The sequence below is a fragment of the Kibdelosporangium philippinense genome (genome assembly GCF_021390435.2).
Lineage (GTDB): Bacteria > Actinomycetota > Actinomycetes > Mycobacteriales > Pseudonocardiaceae > Kibdelosporangium > Kibdelosporangium philippinense.
This window is the reverse complement of the sequence record NZ_JAJVCN010000002.1, coordinates 2,762,505-2,784,129: the sequence shown is the minus strand read 5'-3', so window position 1 is coordinate 2,784,129 and position 21,625 is coordinate 2,762,505. Positions and strand designations below refer to the sequence as shown.

Genomic DNA, 21,625 nt, shown 5'->3' with positions numbered 1-21,625 from the left:
TGATCATCGCCTCGACCTTGGTGACACCGGACACATCCAGTGCGTGGTCAACCGGTTCGAAGTAGCGCCCGTCGGGAGACATCAGCAGGTTGGTCAGCCGCTCGCCGACGACTTCGAGAACGACGTTGCCGTTCTCGTCGCGAGCTTCGACCAGTGGCAACCCGGTCGGGTACGGATAGCCAGGCGGAGCCACCAGAACGAAATACGCCTCAGCCTCAACGCCGACGGCGCGGGCGCCAGGCGGCGGCTCCGAGTTGGAGTCGATGATCCCGTCGCTCAGCCGAGGTCCCTCGCGCCGCAGGGTCATCCGCACATACGGATCGCCGTGCACGCCCAGCGTGGAATTCAGCCGAGCGCCGGTGGCCTCCCCGATGGCCGCCTTGATCTGTGCTGTCACGTTAGGGCGCTTGATATGCGGACCGCCCAGCACCGCGACCGCGTCGCTCAGCTCCTTGCGCAATCGCTCCGCGATGTACGTGCCGCGCTTCTTGCCTGTCTCGGAACCGTGGTCCCTGTTGTTGCCGAACCCAATGATTTCGACGGAGAAACTCCGCACGAGATCGTGGTAGTCCTCGATCACCCGCGGCGCCAGCTGCTTCGCGAGGTTGTGGACTGCCTCGAGGCGTGACCCCGCCAAGTTGAAATCGAGGTGACGGCCGTGTCGCTGGTTGATCGGCTTCTTCCCGGATTCGAACTTCACCTCCGCGGAGATCGGTTCCTGCGAGTGCACCGCACGGAACGGCTGCGCCTCGCCCGGCGGCACCATCCGGGCCGGTCGCGTCACCACACCGGTCTCGTGATTCCATTCGCCATCACCCGTGACGACATAGCGGGCCCGCGCTGCCTCCGGCAGGCCGACGTGGCGCCAGTACCCGTCCGAGGTCTTCTGGATGTCGGCGACTTTGTTCACCCTGGACGCCATCGGATCCTCGGAGAGCACGGCCAACGCCGCGGCCCAGACGAATGTCGACCTCGTGGCCAGCTCCGGGTCCGATCGCCACCTGGGTTCGAGTTCGGTACGACTGGCACGAACCAGGTCGAGCGTCCCGGTCTCGACAATCGAATCGCGCAATGACGCCACGACGCGATCGGCGAGGCGTGCCGTGGTGTCCCACCAGTCCGCATTGGTGGTCGTGGTCGACCTTGCCTGCGTGACAGAGTTGGCGGACATCTTTCGGACGATCTTGTCGATATGCAACGTCGTCTTGTCGAGAGTGACCCACCGGCCACGGTCGAAGATCGCCGTTGTGTTGTGCATGCCTTGCAGGTGCTGGTCCCCGAGCGGCACGATCCTCCTTGTCGGGGCGTGCACCACTCTGACCGGTTGCTGTGGCGTCGTTATCGTCAAGTGGAAGTCGATGGCGAACCCAGGGTTGCCCGGATTCGTACCGGCGACGCACGAGAGCAAAGTGATCGAATCGACGTCGGCCGGGCCCGCCTGCGCGAACGCCGCCGACCTCAGTACGAAGTCGGCAAGCCGCCTGGCGGACCATTGCCGCATGGGGCCACGGGAGTAGGGGATCTCGACTGTGGAACCATTGCCGTGCACATCAATGAAGAAGGTCTTCCCACCACGCCAAGGAGCCTCGACCCGCCGGCGGTGAGCGGCGCGATCGGCCGGCGTCATCCGCTCGGATGTCCGGTAATCGGTGTCCACCAGGACTGAGTGGTCGCGATTTTCCTGTGTCGAACGGGCCCACTGCAGGACATTCCGCAAGTCCTCACCCCAGGTGAAGGTGATGCCGATGGTGTGGTCATCGCGGTCCTTGAGCGGCACGGCCAACGGTTGAGCAGATTCGCTGTACCCAGGTATTTGCTCGTAGCCCGGGACTTGCCCGGACGGGTCGCGCGGGGCGTAGCGAGGTGGCCTAGGGGAACCCGCAAGCCTCGATGAGCGTTCCCACCACCGGCCCTGGACAGGCACACCCTCCACGACATCAGCCGGTACGGATCGCCTGACACCGGAACTGTCCACAGTGATCCACCTACCCGGGCCGGTAACCCGCACCACCGACCGACCGACCCCGGACTCGGCACGAACCTCACCAAACCCCAGCCTGCCCTGCGGCGCCGACACCTCGAACCCCGGGAACCTCTTCCGCACCTTCTGTGCGAACCCGTCAACGAAGTCGAAACCCGTGTCACACGCGTACAACCTCGCCGGACCATCCGACAACAACCCCAACGTCAACATGATCTGCGCGAACGTCACCGGATCAACCGACAACGACTCACCATCGACCGACACCCGAACACTGTCGGTACCACCATGAACATCGATCGTCCGCTCACCAGGAAGAGCCGTCGCCCCAAGGAACTCCCACGCGTCGGGTTGATTGTCGACAAAAGACACAACATGGTCATTGATCCGCTTGTGCCACACCTGCCGAGCGTCAAACCAACGAACCCTGTTCGCCTCATTCACACCCTGATAGACGTCGTTACCCCACCGAACAGGAACAATCGTCAACCCCACATTGGACTGATAGCGAGGTCCGGAAACAGCGAGCATCCGCCACACAGGCGGCGGCAGAGCAGCTTCGCGCACCACCGCTCCGCTACCCGGATCGGTCTCCGTGACGACGACCCCGCCCAGCCGAGGCAGTCCCGGCGTAAGGCGCAACTGTATGAGAGCGGCAACCCAGACCAAACCCACGTTGCCGGCACCTTCGCGCGCCCGCACCTGCTCCGCAGCGGACAGCATATTCAGAATGCCGGATGAACCGAAATCACGAACCAAGGTCTCATGCAGCGAGACAGCACGGTCGACCACCGAATACAACGGAATCCGCGCCGCATAATAAGCCCGAAGATCCACATCCTTTCGCCGCCATGACAGCATCGTACCTAGCACGTCATGAATGACCGGATCCTGACCAGGAGATGCGCCGCCATACGTAACCCAAAATCCGTCCCCTATCGAAGGGACACGAACAGTCGAATCATTTTTTTCGGGCATAACGTTTCCGCGCACAGGCCCTGTGGATGCATGGACCACAACCCCCGGATAACGTTCGTTGACTGCTCGATAGAAGGCAGATGCCAAGCCGTCAGCCGGCGTCTTCGCCGCGTGACACACCATCAGAGTGATCGAGCGAAGCCGCCCACTGTCCACAAACGACCCGAACTCCGCGGAAGCCATGACCAGACGAGCCAGCACCTCGCCGCTGACGCCCAGCTGGGTCCGCACAAGGCTCCGCTCACTCGGCTGCTCGACCGAACCGCCCACCGGCCCGACCCACGCCTCAGCCTGATTCCTTGTGTTGCCGTGAGAAAAAACGAGGAAAGTCCCCTCTCCCGTCACCCCTGGAGACCGCACCTTTACAAATTTATCCGGACCAATAGCGCGCGTTTCCTCATTGGAGTACCTCCGGTCGTACAGGTTGGTAAAAGCCCCATCACGACTGGAAGCAAAATGTTTGGTTCCCATGAAATGCGGCAGATCATTCCCGTAGGCCAGGCCTACCGCGAAACCATCAGGCCCGATGAGTGGACGAGCAAGAACCTGCTCACCGGTGAAATACTTCGTTTGCCCGCCGGTGTCAACACCGTGGTACCGCGAAAGGTCCCGGTCCGCTCGAGTCGACGGGCGTTCCCACCACCGGCCCTGGACAGGCACACCCTCCACGACATCAGCCGGTACGGATCGCCTGACACCGGAACTGCCCACAGTGATCCACCTACCCGGGCCGGTAACCCGCACCACCGACCGACCGACCCCGGACTCGGCACGAACCTCACCGAAACCCAACCTGCCCTGCGGCGCCGACACCTTGAACCGCGGGAACTTCGACCGCACCGTCCGCGCGAATCCGTCAACAAAGTCGAAACCCGTGTCACACGCGTACAACCTCGCCGGACCATCCGACAACAACCCCAACGTCAACATCAACTGCGCGAACGTCACCGGATCAACCGACAACGACTCACCATCGACCGACACCCGAACACTGTCGGTACCACCATGAACATCGATCGTCCGCTCACCAGGCTGAGCCGTTCCGCCAAGCAACTCCCACGCGTCGGGTTGATTGTCGACAAAAGACACAACATGGTCATTGATCCGCTTGTGCCACACCTGCCGAGCGTCAAACCAACGAACCCTGTTCGCCTCATTCACACCCTGATAGATGTCCGCCCCCCACCGAACAGGGACGATCGTCAAACCCACATTGGACTGATAGCGAGGTCCGGAAACAGGAAGCATCCGCGCCACAGGCGACGGCAGAACAGCTCGACGCACCACTTGCCCGCTACCCGGATCGGTCTCCGCGATAACGACGCCACCGAGCTCAGGCAGATCCGGCGTAAGATACAAACGCATGAGAGCGGCAACCCAGACAAGATCCGAGTTGCCTGCGTTCCGATTCGCCTGCACCTGCTCCGAACCCGGCAACAGGTCCAGAATGCCGGATGAAGCAAAATCACGAACCAAGGCCGCGTGCAGCGAGACAGCACGGTCAACCACCGAATACAACGGAACCCGATCCACATAGTAGGCTCGAAGATCCGCATCCTTCTCGGACCAGTCGTCCATGGCATCAAGCACATCATAAATGACAGGGTTCTGACCGGGAGATGAGCCGCCATACGTAACCCACACCCCATCCTCGATCTCCGGCTCACGACGTTCTGAGCCATTCACTCTCAATAGGGTGTTTGCGCGCACAAGTCCCGTGGGAGCATGGACCACAATGCCCGGATAACTATTGTTGACTGCTTGCTGGAAGGCGGACGCCAAGCCGTCGGCCGGCGTCTTCGCCGCGTTACACACCAGCAGAGTGACCGAGCGAAGCCGCCCACTGTCCACAAACGACCCGAACTCCGCGGAAGCCATGACCAGACGAGCCAGCACCTCGCCGCTGACGCCCAGCTGGGTCCACACGGGCTGACCGACCGAACCGCCAACCGGCCCGATCCACACCTGAGCCCTCTTCCTGACGTCGCCGTGAGAAAAAACGAGGAAGGCGCCTTCTCCCGTCACCCCAGGAGACGGGAGACTCAGACTTATGCGTGAACCAAGAGCGCGGACTTCCTCGTTCGAGTACTTCCGGTTGTACAGCTCGGTGAAACCCTCGTCACGCTTGGCAGCGAATTCCGTATCTTCCATGAACTCCGGATCGTTCCCGTAGGCAAGGCCCACAGCGAAACCATCAGGCCCGATGACTGCACGAGCAAGAACCTGCTCACCGGTGAAATACTTCGTTTGCCCGCCGGTGTCAACACCGTGGTACCGCGAAAGGTCCCGGTCCGCTCGAGTCGACGGGCGTTCCCACCACCGGCCCTGGACAGGCACACCCTCCACGACATCAGCCGGTACGGATCGCCTGACACCGGAACTGCCCACAGTGATCCACCTACCCGGGCCGGTAACCCGCACCACCGACCGACCGACCCCGGACTCGGCACGAACCTCACCGAAACCCAACCTGCCCTGCGGCGCCGACACCTTGAACCGCGGGAACTTCGACCGCACCGTCCGCGCGAATCCGTCAACAAAGTCGAAACCCGTGTCACACGCGTACAACCTCGCCGGACCATCCGACAACAACCCCAACGTCAACATCAACTGCGCGAACGTCACCGGATCAACCGACAACGACTCACCATCGACCGACACCCGAACACTGTCGGTACCACCATGAACATCGATCGTCCGCTCACCAGGCTGAGCCGTTCCGCCAAGCAACTCCCACGCGTCGGGTTGATTGTCGACAAAAGACACAACATGGTCATTGATCCGCTTGTGCCACACCTGACCCGCGTCGAACCAACGAACCCTGTTCGCCTGATTCACACCTTGATAGATGTCCGCCCCCCACCGAACAGGGACGATCGTCAACCCCACATTGGACTGATAGCGAGGTCCGGAAACAGCGAGCATCCGCCACACAGGCGGCGGCAGAGCAGCTTCGCGCACCACCTGCCCGCTGCCCGGGTCAGTCTCCGCGAGAACGACCCCACCCAGCGCAGGCAGCCCCGGCGTTCGACGCAACTGCGTAAGCGCGGCAACCCAAACAAGATCCGCGTTGCCGGCGCCTTGGCTCGCCCGCACCTGCTCCGCGGCGGGCAGCAAATTCAGAATGCCGGATGAATCGAAGTCGCGAACCAGGGTCGCGGACAGCGAGACAGCACGGTCGACCACCGAGTACAACGGAAGTCGCGCCGCATAATAGGCTCGAAGATCTGCATCTTTTTCGGACCAATCGCGCATGGCATTAAGCACGTCATGAATGACAGGGGCCTGACCAGGAGACGAGCCGCCATACGTAACCCATGTTCCTTCCTCTACCGATGGGTTACGAAGAAGATATGGATAATCACTTACAGACTCCAGATCTTCGCGCACAAACCCCGTGGTCGCATGGACAACAATACCCGGATAACGTTCGTTGACTGCTTGATGGAAGGCAGATGCCAAGCCGTCGGCCGGCGTCTTCGCCGCGTGACACACCATCAGAGTGATCGAGCGAAGCCGCCCACTGTCCACAAACGACCCGAACTCCGCGGAAGCCATGACCAGACGAGCCAGCACCTCGCCGCTGACGCCCAGCTGGGTCCGCACAAGGCTCCGCTCACTCGGCTGCTCGACCGAACCGCCCACCGGCCCGATCCACACCCGAGCCGTCTTCATGCGGACGCCGTGAGTAGCAACGAGGAAGGTGCCTTCTCCTGTCACCCCAGGAGAAGGCAAGCTCAGAATTTTATCTTCACCAAGAGTGGAAACTTCCTCGTCCGAGTAATTCCGGTGCGACAGATCAGTGTAACCAAAATCACGACCGGAAGCGAACGGCCTGTCGTCCTCGAGATCCAGATCATTCCCGTAGGCCACGCCTACAACGAAATCATCCGGCCCGATGAGCGGGCGAGCAAGAACCTGTGGACGTGTGAAATAGAGTGTCAACCCGTCATCGTCAATTCCCGGGTAAACCGCCTCCTCCGATATCGCGCGCGATCCGCCCGTCGCATACACATGGTCAAACGCCCCGCGCAAATAGACAGCCAGCTGGACAGCATTCCGGTCCGGGTTCGGCTTATCGTCATCCAGGTACAACTGCTCGGCGACCAGATCAACGACACCGGCGTAGATGTCCCTACCCGAATCGTCATCGACGAGAACACGGCGCGGACCGTGATAGGCCGCGACGATTCCCTCGGCCTGGACCATCAGGTTCGCCACGCCCTGGCGGTATTCCTCGATCCGGGCCATGTCGTCTTCCGCGCGGGCCATTTCGGCCTTCCACGCCTCGACGTCGGAGACATCGGCGGGCCAGTGGCCCGGATTGGCTGCCACCGACTCGTCGTCCGTCGCATCGTCCGTCGAACCTTCAGCGTCAATCGACAACTCATCGTCAACCGGCATGCTCCCGACCGAGGACTTCGCAGCCGCCCAATGACTCGGCAGTGCGTGTTCGGGGAGCCGTACTGTGGCCGAGCGGTTGCGGGACAGTTCGGTCCACAAGAACTCGTACGTCAGCGCGGCTTCGAGCGCGAACTCGGCGTTAGCCGAGTTGCTGTGCCCGCCTCCACTCGTCTCGAAGAACAAGGCCCGGTGGCCCAGCTGAGTCAGCTTGGCCGCCATCTTGCGGGCATGCGCGGGATGCACCCGATCATCGGTCGACGACGTAATGAAAAGCGCGGGCGGATACTCGACGTCCGCATCGATGTGCTGGTACGGCGAGTATGTGCTGAGGTAGTCCCGTTCGCTGGCGACTCGGGGATCACCGTACTCGACGAACCACGACGGGCCGGCGGAGAGCTCGTGGTACCGCAGCATGTCCGTAAGCGGCACGTCCGCGACGACCGCACCGAACAGATGCGGGTATCGAGTGAGCATGACAGCCATCAGCAGGCCGCCATTGCTGCCCCCGCGGATGGCCAACTCCCGCGGGGTGGTGATGTTCCGCCTGACAAGGTCTTCGGCGACCGCCGCGAAGTCCTCAAAGGACTTGTGCCTGCCCGACTTGGTCGCCTGGGTGTGCCAGTCCGGACCGTACTCGCCGCCACCGCGGATGTTCGCCACCACGTAGGTGCCGCCACGCGACAACCAGCCGACCCCGGCCATCTTGCTGTATGTGGGAGTTTCCGATTCCCCGAATCCCCCATATCCGTACAGCAGTGCCGGCCCTGGACCGCTGTCCCGGCCACGCACCACGAAGTACGGAACCCTGGTGCCGTCGTCCGAAGCCGCGAAGTACTGGACGACCGACATTCCCTTGCTGTCGAACGCCGTCGTCTCCTGCCGGACGGTCTTCATGCTTCGATCGGCCGAGTCCCCCCGGATCACCGTCTTCGGCTGAAGATACCCCTCGACCACCATCAGGAACGTGTCGTCGACTGGGTCATGAGTGTCGATCACGGACGCCGAACTGTGCGGCGGCATACCCCCTATCGAAACTTGCGGCCACGGTCCCTCCTCAACCGGCGTCAGTACCCTGAGCTTGGCGTTGACGTCCGTCATCGTTACGAGCAGCAAGCGGTTGCGGGTCCACACGTGGCTCTGCAGCGAGGTGTGCGCATCCGGCTGGAACAACACCTGGAAGTTCCGCTCACCCGCCATGTACCTGTCGAATCGAATGCCCAGCAGCGCCCCCGCTGGGTATGTCACGTCCCCGGCAGTCCATGGCGAGCCCGGCACGATTGTCATCCAGTTCCGATGGACACTGAAGGGCGCGTCGTCCGGCGTGACGACCTCGCGCAGCCCGTCCGGGGTGCGGACGTAGCTGACGGCGTTCTCCATGTCCTTGTAGTGCACGATGAACTGCGTCCGGCGGTCCTCGTCCGAGGACGCGAACACCATCGCGCTCACCTTGCAGTCGGACTGAGGTGCCCGGAAGATCTCCTTGGCGTCGGTCAACGGCGTACCGCGACGCCATTCCTTGAGCACGACCGGGTACCCGGCTTCGCTCACACTGCCTTCACCGAAGTCCGTGGCGACCAGGAGCTGGTCGTCGTCGGCCCAGACGGCGTTATTGCGTGCCTCGGGCAGGGCGAAGCCGCCCTTGACGAACTCCCGCGTGCCCAGATCGAACTCCCGCGTCACGACCGCGTCAGCGCCACCACGCGAGAGGTGGACCATCGCCCGCTGCCGGTCAGGCGACAGCATCGGCTGGTAGCCCGGCCAGTACCAGTCCTCACCTTCCTGCCTGGCAAGTTCGTCCAGGTCGATGAGTGTCTCCCAGGCAGGTTTGGCCGAGCCGTACTCCGCGAGGCTGATCCGCCGCCATAGCCCGCGTTCCTGGTTCTCGTCCTGCCAGAGGTCGTAGAAGTAGCCGTCCTGCACCATCATCTGGTCCGGCTGAGGGAGATGCCCCTCGGCGTCGAGCGCCGCCTTGAAGCGCGTCCGCGACCTCACGAACCGATCCGTCGTACTGAGCGCCACCGTCGTCTCGATGTTGCGGTCCCGCACCCAGTCGAGCGCACGCCGACCGTCCATGTCCTCGAGCCAAATGTATGGATCCTCCGGCGCAGGCTCCACATATGCCGGTACGTCGGCAGGGTCCGGCCCTTCGATCTGGCGGGCACCGGGTGGTGTCCGGACCGACGCTCCCAGAGGCGGACGATCGGCCAGCTCAGGGCCGACGGGCCGCAACGTGACCCGCACGTAGGGATCGTCTTTGGTCTTGAGACGGGTACCGTGGTCCGGATACATCACCAGCGAAGGCACGTCGAACAGTCGATCAGCGAGACCACGCCCTATCAGTTGATGCAGCCTGCTCCGCATCTCCTCGCGGAACACCTCCGCGACGAAGTTGCCACGCTGCCGGCCTGACTCATCGCCATGGAGCCAGTTATGGCCGGCTCCTTCGATAGTCAGCTGGTAAGTGACGCGCGAAGGGGCGCCGTGTACGTCGATGACGTCGTTCTCGACCAGGGCTTCCGCGTACCGCTGCGCGATCGCTCGCACTCCGTCGAGCTGCGCGGAGGCCAAGTCCATGTCCTTCTTCTTGCGCTCGAACACCACCTCCGTGGCGACCGACTGATCCCCGACGACCGCTCGGCTGACCTGCGACTCACCGGGCGGCACCATCCGGGCAGGCCGGGTCACCACGCCCGCTGCGTAATCCCAGCGGCCTTCACCCGTGACGACATACCGCTGCCGTGGCCTGGCCGACCGTATGACGGCACGCCACCGGCCACTCTGGTCTCGGTGTATGTCGGTGACCTTGTCCACACGTGCCCCGAGCGAGCCAGTGGAGATCACGGTCAGCGCCGCGGACAAGGCGAGCTCCTCGGACCTGTCGTCCGTCGCAAAGGCCAGCAACTTCGTGGAACCGGCCAGGTCGAGCGTCCGCGTCGCGTTGATTGACGCTGTCAGGAACGCCAGCACCTGGTTGGCGACATTCGCGGCGCTGTCCAGCCATTCGTCGCTGCCGTACTCGAGGCGCCCGCGATGCCGGCGAGGGATGGCAGCCATCCGCTGCATGACCTTGTGCAGCGCTCGCTCAGCTGTGCCCGCGGTCAACCACCCACCACGGTCGAAGATCAGCGTCGTGTTCCGGATTCCCTCAACGGGGTAGTTGTTCCCGACCGGCACGATCGGCCCGGTGGGGACATGCACTGTCACTGTCCGCATCGCGGGCCGCAGTCGCACCATGGCTTCGTAGAACTCGAACACGAACGGGCCCGGCGCCGGGCGCGCGACGCCCGTGATGAAGGTAAACGCGCCGATTCCTTGCTCCGCTGCCCTGGTGAACACATCGGTTTTGACGATGAACGCCGCGAACTGCTCGCCGCCCCACTGCTCAATGTGGTGGTCGTCGGAGAACTCGACGGCGACCACGGTGCCGTCGCCACGAATGTCGAGGACGAACGTTCCCCTCTCATGTCCAGGCATCGGCACCATCCGTATGTGCCCGGCCCGCTCGTGGACGCTCATCGCCCGGAAGGTCTCGTAGTCGGTGTCGACCAGCAGCGAGTGGCCGCGTTCCGCCTCAGTGGAAGCGGCCCACTGCTCCGCTCGGCGCGCCTCGTCACCGGTCATGAAGCTCATACCGACGGCCCGCCCCACCTCTGTGGGGTGGTAAAGCGGCACGAACCGCACGGAGCTCGCCGGTTCGAGGTGGTCGTCGGCCGTCAGCGGTGGTGCGTCTCGCTGAACGTCGGCAACGGTGTAGGCCGGCGGCCGTTGTGGCTGGCCGGCAAGACGGTAGGCAAGCGCCTGGGCTTCGAGCAGTGCGTCCGCCCTTGGCGAGCTGTCGGGATCGCTCGTGAGCCATTCCACCAGGGCACGGGCGCCATCCTCCCGGCCCGCTGTGACCAGCTCCGCCACGTCCGCGACGATCTTGACCAGGTCGCCGCGCAGCGCCTCCTCGGTCGTGGCAGCAATGACCAGTTCACTGAGCAGGCCCGCGTTGTTCACCACGTCCAGTGCCCAGACCAGGTTGGCGGCGACCGCGGCCGCGGCGCGGGGCCTGCCGGCGAGCAGTTCCATGCGCACTTGCTCGCGTGCGACCTTCGTGACCGCACTGCGCACTTTCCTTGGCACCAACAGGGATTCCAGCTTGCCCGACACGCCTTGCTGGTCGAGCAGACCCGTCGCCTGACGCATGCTCTGAACGGTTGGGGCGGTCGCCGTGGCCGGATCCAGTCCCCACTCCGGATCCCAGTCCGCCGGCACAACCCTGACCTCTACCCGGTCGATGTCCAGTGTTCCACGCGACGGGTCCAGTTCACCGCGGGCACGGAAGGACGGCAGGGTCACGTTCCACGGCTGGTTCGGCGACAGATGTTCGTTCAACAACAGCTCGTACATCGCGAAGAGGTGGTCACGAACCGCAATGGCCCGGTCACGGCCCGCGTCAACCGACGACCGCTCGGTACGCTTGCCCGCATAGCCGGTGATGATCACCTCCGGCGGCTGGGCGCGATCCATCCACCGTTCGAGTGTGCTGTGCACCAGCCACTTCGCGAAGTGGTTCAGGCTGTAGCGGCTACGGATATCGGCGGCCGACACACCGCCGGCGGTGAACTGGACCGCGATCGGGCCGGGCCGGTCGGTCGAGTCGAATTCGCGAGTCGAGTCCCACTCCTGCCGCCAACGGGCAGAGCGACGCACGTCGCGCGAGTCCCATGTGCCCTTGCCAGTCACCATGATCAAGGAGCGGGCGGGCCAGGGCAGGACGATCGGCCGCCAGTGCCTGCCGGCATTGTCCCACGAGAAATCGATGATCTGGCTGAGCGGACGCTGCGCGCGAGCCAAGCTCTCGATCACCCTTTTCCACGTGGCGTCCGGATGGCGGGTGCGGCTGACCATGTCGGCGACCCTGGGGAGATCGAGCTCCCCCGTCTGGATGAGCCGCTCGTCCAGAATCGAGGTGATGTCGCCGGTCAGGTCACCTCCGCCGTGCGTCACGAAGGCGGCGGCCTGCGGCTTGAAGTCGCCGCTGAAAACCATCAGGACCGGACCTGACCGGTCCGGGACAACCTCTTCGGCGTTATCGAGCGGAATCACCCGGCCCGAGGCCACATGCACGGCCAGTCCCGGGTGGACCCGGCGAATCGCGCGGACGACGTCACCGAGCACCGTGTCGTGCTGACCGGCCACCGACCCGTGGGCCTTCGCCACGACCGTGACCGAGGAAGCCGAGGCGACCGGCTGAAGCTCCAGGAAGATCCGCGCCGCGGTCCGGCCATTGGTGTACATCGGGCCTTGCCTCGTCGCGATGGCGACGGCACCGCCTTCTACCAGGATCTCCAGGTATGTCGTGCCACGGGGCTCGTACTTCGACGGTAGGGCGATCTCGGTGGCACGCCGCCTGAACGCCCGGTCCTTGTAAACACTTGCCATGAAGTCCTCGGGTGTGCCCGGAACGACCACAGCCTTGTCAAGGACGGGATACCAGTGCAGAAAGGATTCGTCGGCGAAAGAGAACGCGGACGACCGCGCCGAGTTGTCGTCGGCTCCGCGGTACGCCAGGATGTCCCCCAGCTTGACCGCCATCGGCTTCCCATCAGCGTCCTTGCCGTGGAACCGATCCTGGTCGGCGTACAGCTGCCAAGTCCCGCCATTGTCGATCGTCCACGTGGATCGGGCGGTCTCCGGCGTGATCGCGAACTGGAAGGTGTTCGTCGGCGCGTACACCTCCGCGTGCGGGAACTCGGCACGGACCGCCGCGGAGAAGTCCCGCGCGAGGCCGTCCACCACATTGCTGACGTACAACATCACTGGCGTACCGGCACCGACTGCCGCACGGAATTCGGCAACCGTCAACGCCAGCTGAGCGACCTGACGGCCGGTGCCTGGCCATCGAGGTCCGCGAGAGTCGAACAGCACCGCGCCGGACTCGTTGCTCTGCACCTCGATGCCGAAGGAGTGGCCATGCACTGGCAGCCGGGCCGGCCGGCGGGTCAGCCAGTCGAGGAACGCTTCCTCCCGGCCCCGGACGAACGACATGCCCACCGGCCCGGTCTGACGCGTCGTAAGCAGGCGGCGCCAGACCTTGTCCGGTTGGACGCGGGTGTGGGTGCGAGCGGTGTCAGTGTCAGCGGTGTCCGGGCCGCGGTGCTCCCACCTGCCGTAGTGATCGTGGTTCCCAGACTTGTCCGGACCGGCACGGAACCACTCGAGCATGGCTCGTGCGGCGTCCACCTCGCCGGCCGTGACCAGCGCTGCCATGTCGGCGAGGACCGCGACGAGGTCCGACCGCACCATTGTCTTGGTCACGGCCAACTCGACCAGCCCGTTGAGCAGGCCCGCATCGTGCACGGTGTCCAGCGCCCTGACCATGCCGTCGGCCATCGCCTGCGTCGCCTCTTGCCCAGCAGTCGCCAGCTCCATGCGCACGTGGTCACGCGCGGCCCTCGCCACAGCGGTGTGGACTTTCTCGGGCAGATTCAGGGAGAACAGTTTGTCCGAGACACCTTGCAGGTCGAGAATCGCAGTCGCCTGGTCCATGGTCTCGGCGGACGGTTCGACCGGCCGCGGCGGCACAGCCTCCGGGTCCGTGCCTGGCGGCAGGATCGTCACCTCGACCCGCTGCACGTCGTGCTTGCCGAGCGACGGGTCCAGCGCGCCGTACACGTGATACTCCGGCTCGGCATCATGCGGCCAGTTCACCGGTGCGTACTGCGGGAACAGCCGCTCGTACGCCGTGACCAGATAGTCGCGCACCGCCTTCGCGCGGGCGTTCCCCGCCTCGATGACGGCCTCGTCCGAGCGCCGCCACAGCGGTCCTCTGTTGCCGTACCCGGCAATGGACACCACAGGCTTGGCCACGTGGTCGGACCGCCGCTCCAACGTACTGTGCACTAGCCACAGCGCGAGCTGGTCAAGGCTGTACTGGCTGGTGATACCCGCGACTGTCACGTCGTTCTGAGCGAACTGGACGACGACAGGGCCGTGTTGGTCGTTCGGGTCGAACATTCGCAGCGGGGCCTGTGTGGACTCGCGCCACTCGGCGGGGCGCCGTACCACTCGTGAGCCCCAAGTCCCCTTGCCGGTGATGGTGATCCGGGCACGGGCTCTTGGTGGCAGCACCACCGACTGCCACAGAGGCTCCACATCGCCTCGTGCGAAGTCGACAACCCGATCCAACCGGTGGCCCGAACCGGCCAACTGCCGGATCACCGCCGACCAAGTCTTGTTCGGATCCGGGGTGCGCCGCACCATGTCGGCGACCATGGTGAGGTCCAGTTCCCCGGTATCGGCTAGCCGCTTGGCCAGAACCGACCTGATGAGCTCAGTCCGATCGCCTGACCGGGTCACGAAGTCGCCACCACCGACGATCGCCAGCGTCGGACCGGACCGGTCCGCGAAATACTCGCCGATGTCCTGTACGAGGAGCACCACGTCGGACGCCGCGTGCACGGCCAGCTCCGGGTGAGTCCGATGGATCTCGTCGGCGAAGTCGTCGAGCACCGAGTTGTCCAGGCCGGCCGCACCGCGCGCGGCGTTGCACGCCATGATCGTGACCGAGGACCGCAGCCGTGTCTGTTTGGCGAGGAAGACGCGCGCGGCGGTCCTGCCGCTGACGGAAATGTCGCCGTGCTTCGTCGGAATGACGACGCGGCCGAAGTTTCGGTGCATGTCCTGGGATGTCGTGCCATGCATATCCAGGTATGTCGTGCCATGGGGCTCGTGCCTTGCCGGCAGGTCGACCTCGACCGCGACATTCGTGAATCTACGGTCGGCGTAGGCGGTCTCGTCGAGCTGCTGGAAGGTGCCTGGCAGGACCACCACCTTGGTCAGAGCGGACTGCCAATCAAGGAAGGTCTCGTCGACGAAGGAGATCGCCGACGACCGGCTTGTGCCGTCATCCGGCCCGACATGCACAACCACGTCCGCGAGCCGGACGGTCATCGGATTGCCGGACTTGTCGACGCCATGGACCAGGTCCGGGTCGAAGAAGACCTGCCAGGTCCCCTTGCCATCGATCTTCCAGTCTGACTTCCCCTCCGGCGTGATGCCGAACCGGAAGATGCTCGTCGGCGCGTAGACCTCGGCATGCGGATACCAGGCCTTGACCCCTTCCCAGAACTGCCGGGCGAACCCAGTGCCCACGTCGCAGGCATACAACCTGATCGGCAGGCCTGCTTCGATCGACGCGCGGAACTCCTCGGTCGCGAGCACCACCTGGGCAAGCTGATGGCCATCGCGCCAGACCGACCTGCCGTCCGCGCCGATCAGTCGCGCACCCTGGTTCGTGACCTGCACATCGATCCCGAACGTCCGGCCACGGGCAGGCAGGCCCGTCGGCTTGCCCCTCAGCCATTGCCCGATGGTGACTCTGCCGCCCTGGACGAACGTCATACCGACGACAGTCCCGTTCTCGTCCGGCACGGGCTTGTGCCAGATCGCGTCATCGGTGGCTGTGGTGGGCTGCGTGTCGCCGGGAATGAGCTCCGGGTCGATGCTGCGATGCGACCACACCTGATCGTCGGCGAACCTGACGTAATCGGTCTGCTCACTGTTAGTACTTCGGTGGTCCCACCCTTCGGGTGAGGTATGGGACGCGCCTAGCATGCCCAGAGCCGCCGACGCAGAAGGCGTGCTGTACGCCGGCATCGGCGGCGAAGATTGAGAGAGGTCGTCCAGGTTGTGATCCAAGACACCGGACGGCCCGGGAAGCTTGACCCCGGCACGGCGGGCGACGTCCTGCCTGCGAAGTTTGAGGGTCTGCTTGAGACGATGTGCCGTCCTTCCCTCGAACCCAGCCCGGTCAACGGCGTCGTCGATCTGCTCCGGCCGCACCGCCACCACTCGCAGGGCAGAGGCACGCATCTGTTTTTCGGTCATGCTTCCGAAGACAGCGGCTGCCTGTTCGTGAACATTCCGGTCACGCAACGTGTCCCATTCTTTCGCGCTCCCGTCGAAATCCTCCCTCGTCTTCGGGCGTCCTGTTGCGTGGAATAGCAAGGCACCGCCCGGATCGATCCTGACGGGATTCCCCTCCGGGTCAGTCAGGACATTGTCATATTCGAGACCGACGACGTCATAGTTCCCTAGCCAGGCATCGACGGCGAACCCGTCCTGGACCTTTTCGAGGTACCTGCCATCCTGTAGCCCGTCTACAAAAGACGGGCTACCTGCTCGAACGATCCGTGACGAGACGCCCAGTTCATCACCGATCCAGGCCAACCGGACGTCGGCCGTGTCGATGCCAGCGAGCTGATACAGCTCGGCCGCGAGCACCTCATTGCGAGCATGTTGGGATGTTGACGATTCCTTAAGGTAGTACGACGTACCGTCCGGTGCCCGATAGGTGTCACCGACGTTCGAGCCGACCCGCACCCCGATCTGGCGCCAACTCCTGGTCGGAAGTGGAGAGAAACGGTCAACGGCACGGTGGTCGACCTCGGTCATCCAGACGTCCACCCGGCCCTTGTGCTGTCGTACACGAGTGACCTGGAAATAGGTTCCTGGGCCGAACAGAACCTCCCTTTCGCTATGCGCGTGCTGAGAGACGCTGTCGACGAGATGCCCTGTTTTGGACAAGACGTTGAAGAAGACGTCTCCCGGGAAATTGGTACGGTCCACGTTCGTTCTGAAGAACGAATCCTCTCGAACGATCCGTCCCACCTGGTATTTCGCCAGTACGCCTGCCGTCCCGCCAGCGGCAGGCTCAGCGTGCGCCACGATCGCCCGTTGAACCATCCCTTGGTACTGCGGCAACTGATTCAAGGCGGACACCACAGTACGGATATGGGGATCCCATTTGTTGAGTTCCCCGGCCTCGCGAGTGCGGAGCGCGTATTTCAGTTGCCCGTAGAGTACGTCGCCGGTGTACCCGACGAGCGCGACCAGGTCTTCCTCAGCAATGCCTGCCAGCTCAGGGTGCTTCCGCTGAGCTTCGCGCGCATGTTCGAGGGTCTGCCTGTACGGCTCGTAGTTCTCCTTGAACTTGGCACGGTCCGCATCCGAGGACACGAACCGCGGATTGTTTCGGTAGTCGACATCTAGCGGCGTCACCACCCTGACGACAGATGTCCATATCTCCACCGCACGCCGGGATTCCTCGTCCGTGCGGTCCATCCGCCCGATAGACTCGGCAACCACATCGATTTTGTCGGGGTCGCTGCCTGCCGGAGAGAGCCGAAGGAGTTCCCGCCGCAATGAGTCCTGTACCCGCGTCGCGCGTTTGCGGCCCGTCGCCTTGGCAGTGAGAACCGGGAGCAGCGCGCGGTTTCCGTTCCCCTTTCCTATGAGCTGAACGACGATCCGCTGGTCGGCACCGAGGCGGGACAACTGATCGACAATGTGCTGTGCCAGGTCGCGGATGACTTGTTCTTGGTCCGCATCGAGCTTCGTCGACCCCTGTGCGAACGTCACATCGCGGCGACTGGGCGCGGCCTGCCGGTTCACATGTGACGAACTGGGGACAGGCTCGCTTGTCCGGGTTTGGGGATCCTCACTGAGCAACTCGGAATCCCGGGCCGCGCCGGCGGCGAACATCGGGCGCGGCAGGCCGGACTCCCGCCGAAGCTGATCGGCTAGCAGCTTGTCTACTTCTTCCTCACGACGCTTGTCGAAGATCCGCTGTGCAGGGCGGATCGGCTCCTTCCTGACCGGGTCGACGCGCGCCACAAGGGTCTCGGGGACCGACTTGGCAGTGGTGTTCGGGGCAGGAGAACTAAGACTGGTCTTCGCCGAGGTGTCTGATTTCGCTGGCGGCTCGACCTTGGCGGACTCGGTCTTCGGCGCAGTGTCCGCCCTCACCGAACCGTCCGGCTTCGGAGCCGCGTCTGGCTTCGCAGGCTCGACTTTTGGTGGGGGGTTGGTGTTCGCGGTGGCGTCGACCTTCTGCTGCGAATTCTCGGACTTCGGCGCAGCCGTCTCCATCTTGGGCATGGTGTCGTTGTCGAGTGTGGTACTCGCTGTGGTGATATCGGGTGTCAGCAATGGCTTCGGGCCGACAGTATCCAGCTTCAGGTCCATCGAGCGAAGCGCGAGACGTCCGTCGACCTCGTTCGGCTTGGTTTGCTTGTGGCTGCCCGGATCCGGGGCCGGGTCGGGCTCCGGGGCCGGGTCCGGCGTCGGGGCGAACCGGATTGCGCGGCTGGGACCAGCACCTGGCGAACTGACCGGCCCTGTCGTGTCGCCGGTCCCACCGGTTTCGTTCTTCGTCAGGTCAGCTTCCGCGCCGACTTTGTCCGGTGTAGACGGTTCGGCACCGTGTTCGCTGGCGTACTGCTGCGCGGGCGTTGGTCCCTGTTGCTCGGTGACGGGTTGTTGGTTTTCGAAGTCGTGCTCGACTTTTACCGAGTAGACCTGGACCGGCGGGACGTCGAAGACCATGTCGGGCAGGAACACCGAATACGGGTTGCCCGGTCGGTTGTTGAGCAGCTGCCCGAGCACACCGAGTGCGCTCGTGAGCCCGGCTTTCGGCTCCCCCTGCTTGGCTTCGGGTTGCTCGGCCAACGTCTGCGTTTCCGCGTCGTTGTCGTCTTCGTCAGTCTGGTTGAGGGTGCCGACGGCCTGGTTGACGGTCGCACCTGGTTGGTCGCTCGACTGATCGTCGCCGGCGAGGGTCGCGTCGTCAGCCCAGTCGAATTCGACCTCGGTCGTGGTGTTGTTGTCTTGCGAGACCGATGGTCCGGTGCCCGCGGTCTGCTGGCCGTTGGTGTCAAGGTGGGCACCCGATGCCGTACTGGCCACAGTGGACGGCGGCGGCGTAGCTGCCACCACGTTCGGGCTACCAGACGGTGGTGCTGCACTAGCGGCCGGGCCCGCCGGGCCTTCCAGACCCGGCAAGCCTTCCGGCTCCGGGCGAGTCGTTCCCAGGTTCGCTGGACTCTGCCCCGACAGGCCTTGGGTGGCGGTCGGGGCAGGTGTCTGGACCGCGGGGCCGGTGCCACTCAGACCGTTCGTGCCAGATGTTTGCACAGGCCCGGTTCCCGACTGTCCATTCGAGACGGTCGGGTTCGTGTTCACCGTCGAACCGGTGGCCGATGTCGTCACCTGGTTGGCACCCTGGCCGCTTACCGTGGTGTTGGGAATGCCGTTCGTCCCCGAGAACACTTCGGGTCCGTTGACACCAGGCAGTCCACCCGCCGGACCGGCGTCCGAGTTGATCACACCGTTCTGGGCAGGGCCGTTGGACGAGACATTCGGTCCGTTGCCCGCGACACCAGGCCCGTTGTTCGCCATCGGCTGGTCGGGCGGTGGTACGGGCTGATTGGTCACCTCGGCGGGACCTGCCGGCGAATTGCCTGGTGAATTGCTCGATGAATTGTCAAGGCCGCTGGGACCGACTGTCCCATTTGGATCGCCCGACGACACCGCAGGACCATTCCCCAGCCCGCCACTCACACCGCTGCCCGGCCCACCGTTCACACCGCTGCCCGGCCCACCGTTCGCACCGCTGCCCGGCCCGCCATTCACACCGCTACCCGGCCCACCACTCACACCATTGCCACCCACCGCCGGACCATTACCCGCTGAACCATTCCCTAGCCCGCCGTTGCCCGATCCACCACCAACAGCACTGCCCGGCCCGCCACTCACACCATTGCCGCCCATCGCCGGGCCATTACCCGTCGAACCAGGACCACCCTGACCCGACGACATCACCGAAGGCCCGCCGGTCGAACCCGGGCCGCCATTGCCCGACAAGTTCGTCGGACCGCTGACCGGGCCGCCAACCGGGCCGCCAGAACCGTTGCCAGACGGCAGGTTCGGCCCGGACGGTCCGTTCGTGCCTCCTGACGGCCCGACCGATGGCGCGACCGGACCGCCGCCAGGGGCGGGTGGCGTCAGCGGACCTGAACCGGGCGGGAGCGGCGGCGTGATCGGCCTGCCATCCGGGCCCACCGGCCCATGTCCACCACCGGACAGCGGTGGCTGATGCGTCGGCACGTTGCCGGGCGACGGCGCCAACGAACCAGTACCCGGTGCCGGCGGCGGCGTGACCGGCTGGCCATCCGGCCCCACCGGACCGTCGCCACCACCACCAGACGCACCACCGCCCAGCGGCTGATTGTTGCCGCCACCACTCGTATTCGACGGACCACCAGCCGGACCCACCAGCCCCGCAGGGCCCGAGCCGCCCATGCCAACCAGACTGTCCGGATTGGCCAATGTGGGCGGCGGCACCACCTCCCCGCCGTGCAACCCCGCCTGCTTCTGCCGCTCGTGGATGGCCTCGCGGGCCTTCGTCTCCACCTCATGCATCACCGGGTCAGTGAACGTACTGTTCACAACACCAAAACCAATATCCAACGGCGAACCCCCAACAGCCATCCCCGCACCACCAGCCGCGATCTCGCCCGCCCACCCGGACTGCATCCCGTTGACCCGGTTCTTGTTGTGACTCCCTTTCAGACCCGCTTTACGGCCAGCACTACCCGCCGCAGAACCAGCCCCACCACCGACAGCGCCGATACCCGCCCCGGTCCCCCAGTTCTTGAGATCCACCCGGCCCGGATCGGCCAAGTTGTCGGCAATACCACCCTGCGCGAACTCCTCGCCCGCTTCCTCCGCCGCCTCATCGACGAACCGGCGACCGGTATACCACCAATTGTCCGGCGGAATCTGCTTGATCAGTTTCGGCACGGCGAACCCAGACGTCGGAATATCACCCAGCCCCTTGGACGCCGTCTTGACGAAGTCGTCGAAACCTTTTGTCATCGCTGTGACAGCGACGTTGTCGGTTCCCTTCTTGACGCCTTCCCACGCGATCCTCGCCGCAATAATCGCCGCCGTCTTGTAGCTGATGCCCATCCGCACCAGCCGAACCATCAACTGCCCGAGCGCGAACACAAACGGCCACGTCGCCCACAGAAAGATGGACGCCGCGATATACGCCAGCTCCGACACCGTCCAGACCACCTGGACATAAATCCCGTACCGGCCAGAGTCGATATTGGTGGCCTGCTCGTCGAGCTTCCACGCCTGCAAATTCGCGATATCCGCGAGCGCCTGCCCCCGGCCATCATTGAGCTCCGCCATATGCACACGGAACTTCTCCGCCACCTCGGGACTGACACTGTCCCCGACCCCGTCCACCAGACGCTGCAGGCCCTCGCCCGCGCTCAGAACCCGCTGCGCGTAAGCCCGATACGCCACAGCCTGCTCACGCATCAGCTCGATCTGCCCAGGCGGCAGCGGCCCACCCGCGATCAGGATCGGTAGGCCCTGCCAGCCATCCGGAATCAGATGGCTCTGGTCACCTGACGGTTCAGACAT

1 protein-coding gene (running past one end of the window) is annotated in these 21,625 nt (G+C 64.4%); it reads right to left on the bottom strand.

Going from position 1 to position 21,625, the window contains the following annotated elements:
• Positions 1 to 21,625: the 5' portion of a prolyl oligopeptidase family serine peptidase gene (locus LWC34_RS31630; protein ID WP_233728968.1), read on the bottom strand. It extends 26,015 nt beyond the left edge of the window; only the first 21,625 of its 47,640 coding nucleotides appear in the window; the start codon lies at positions 21,623 to 21,625; its stop codon lies off the left edge, out of view.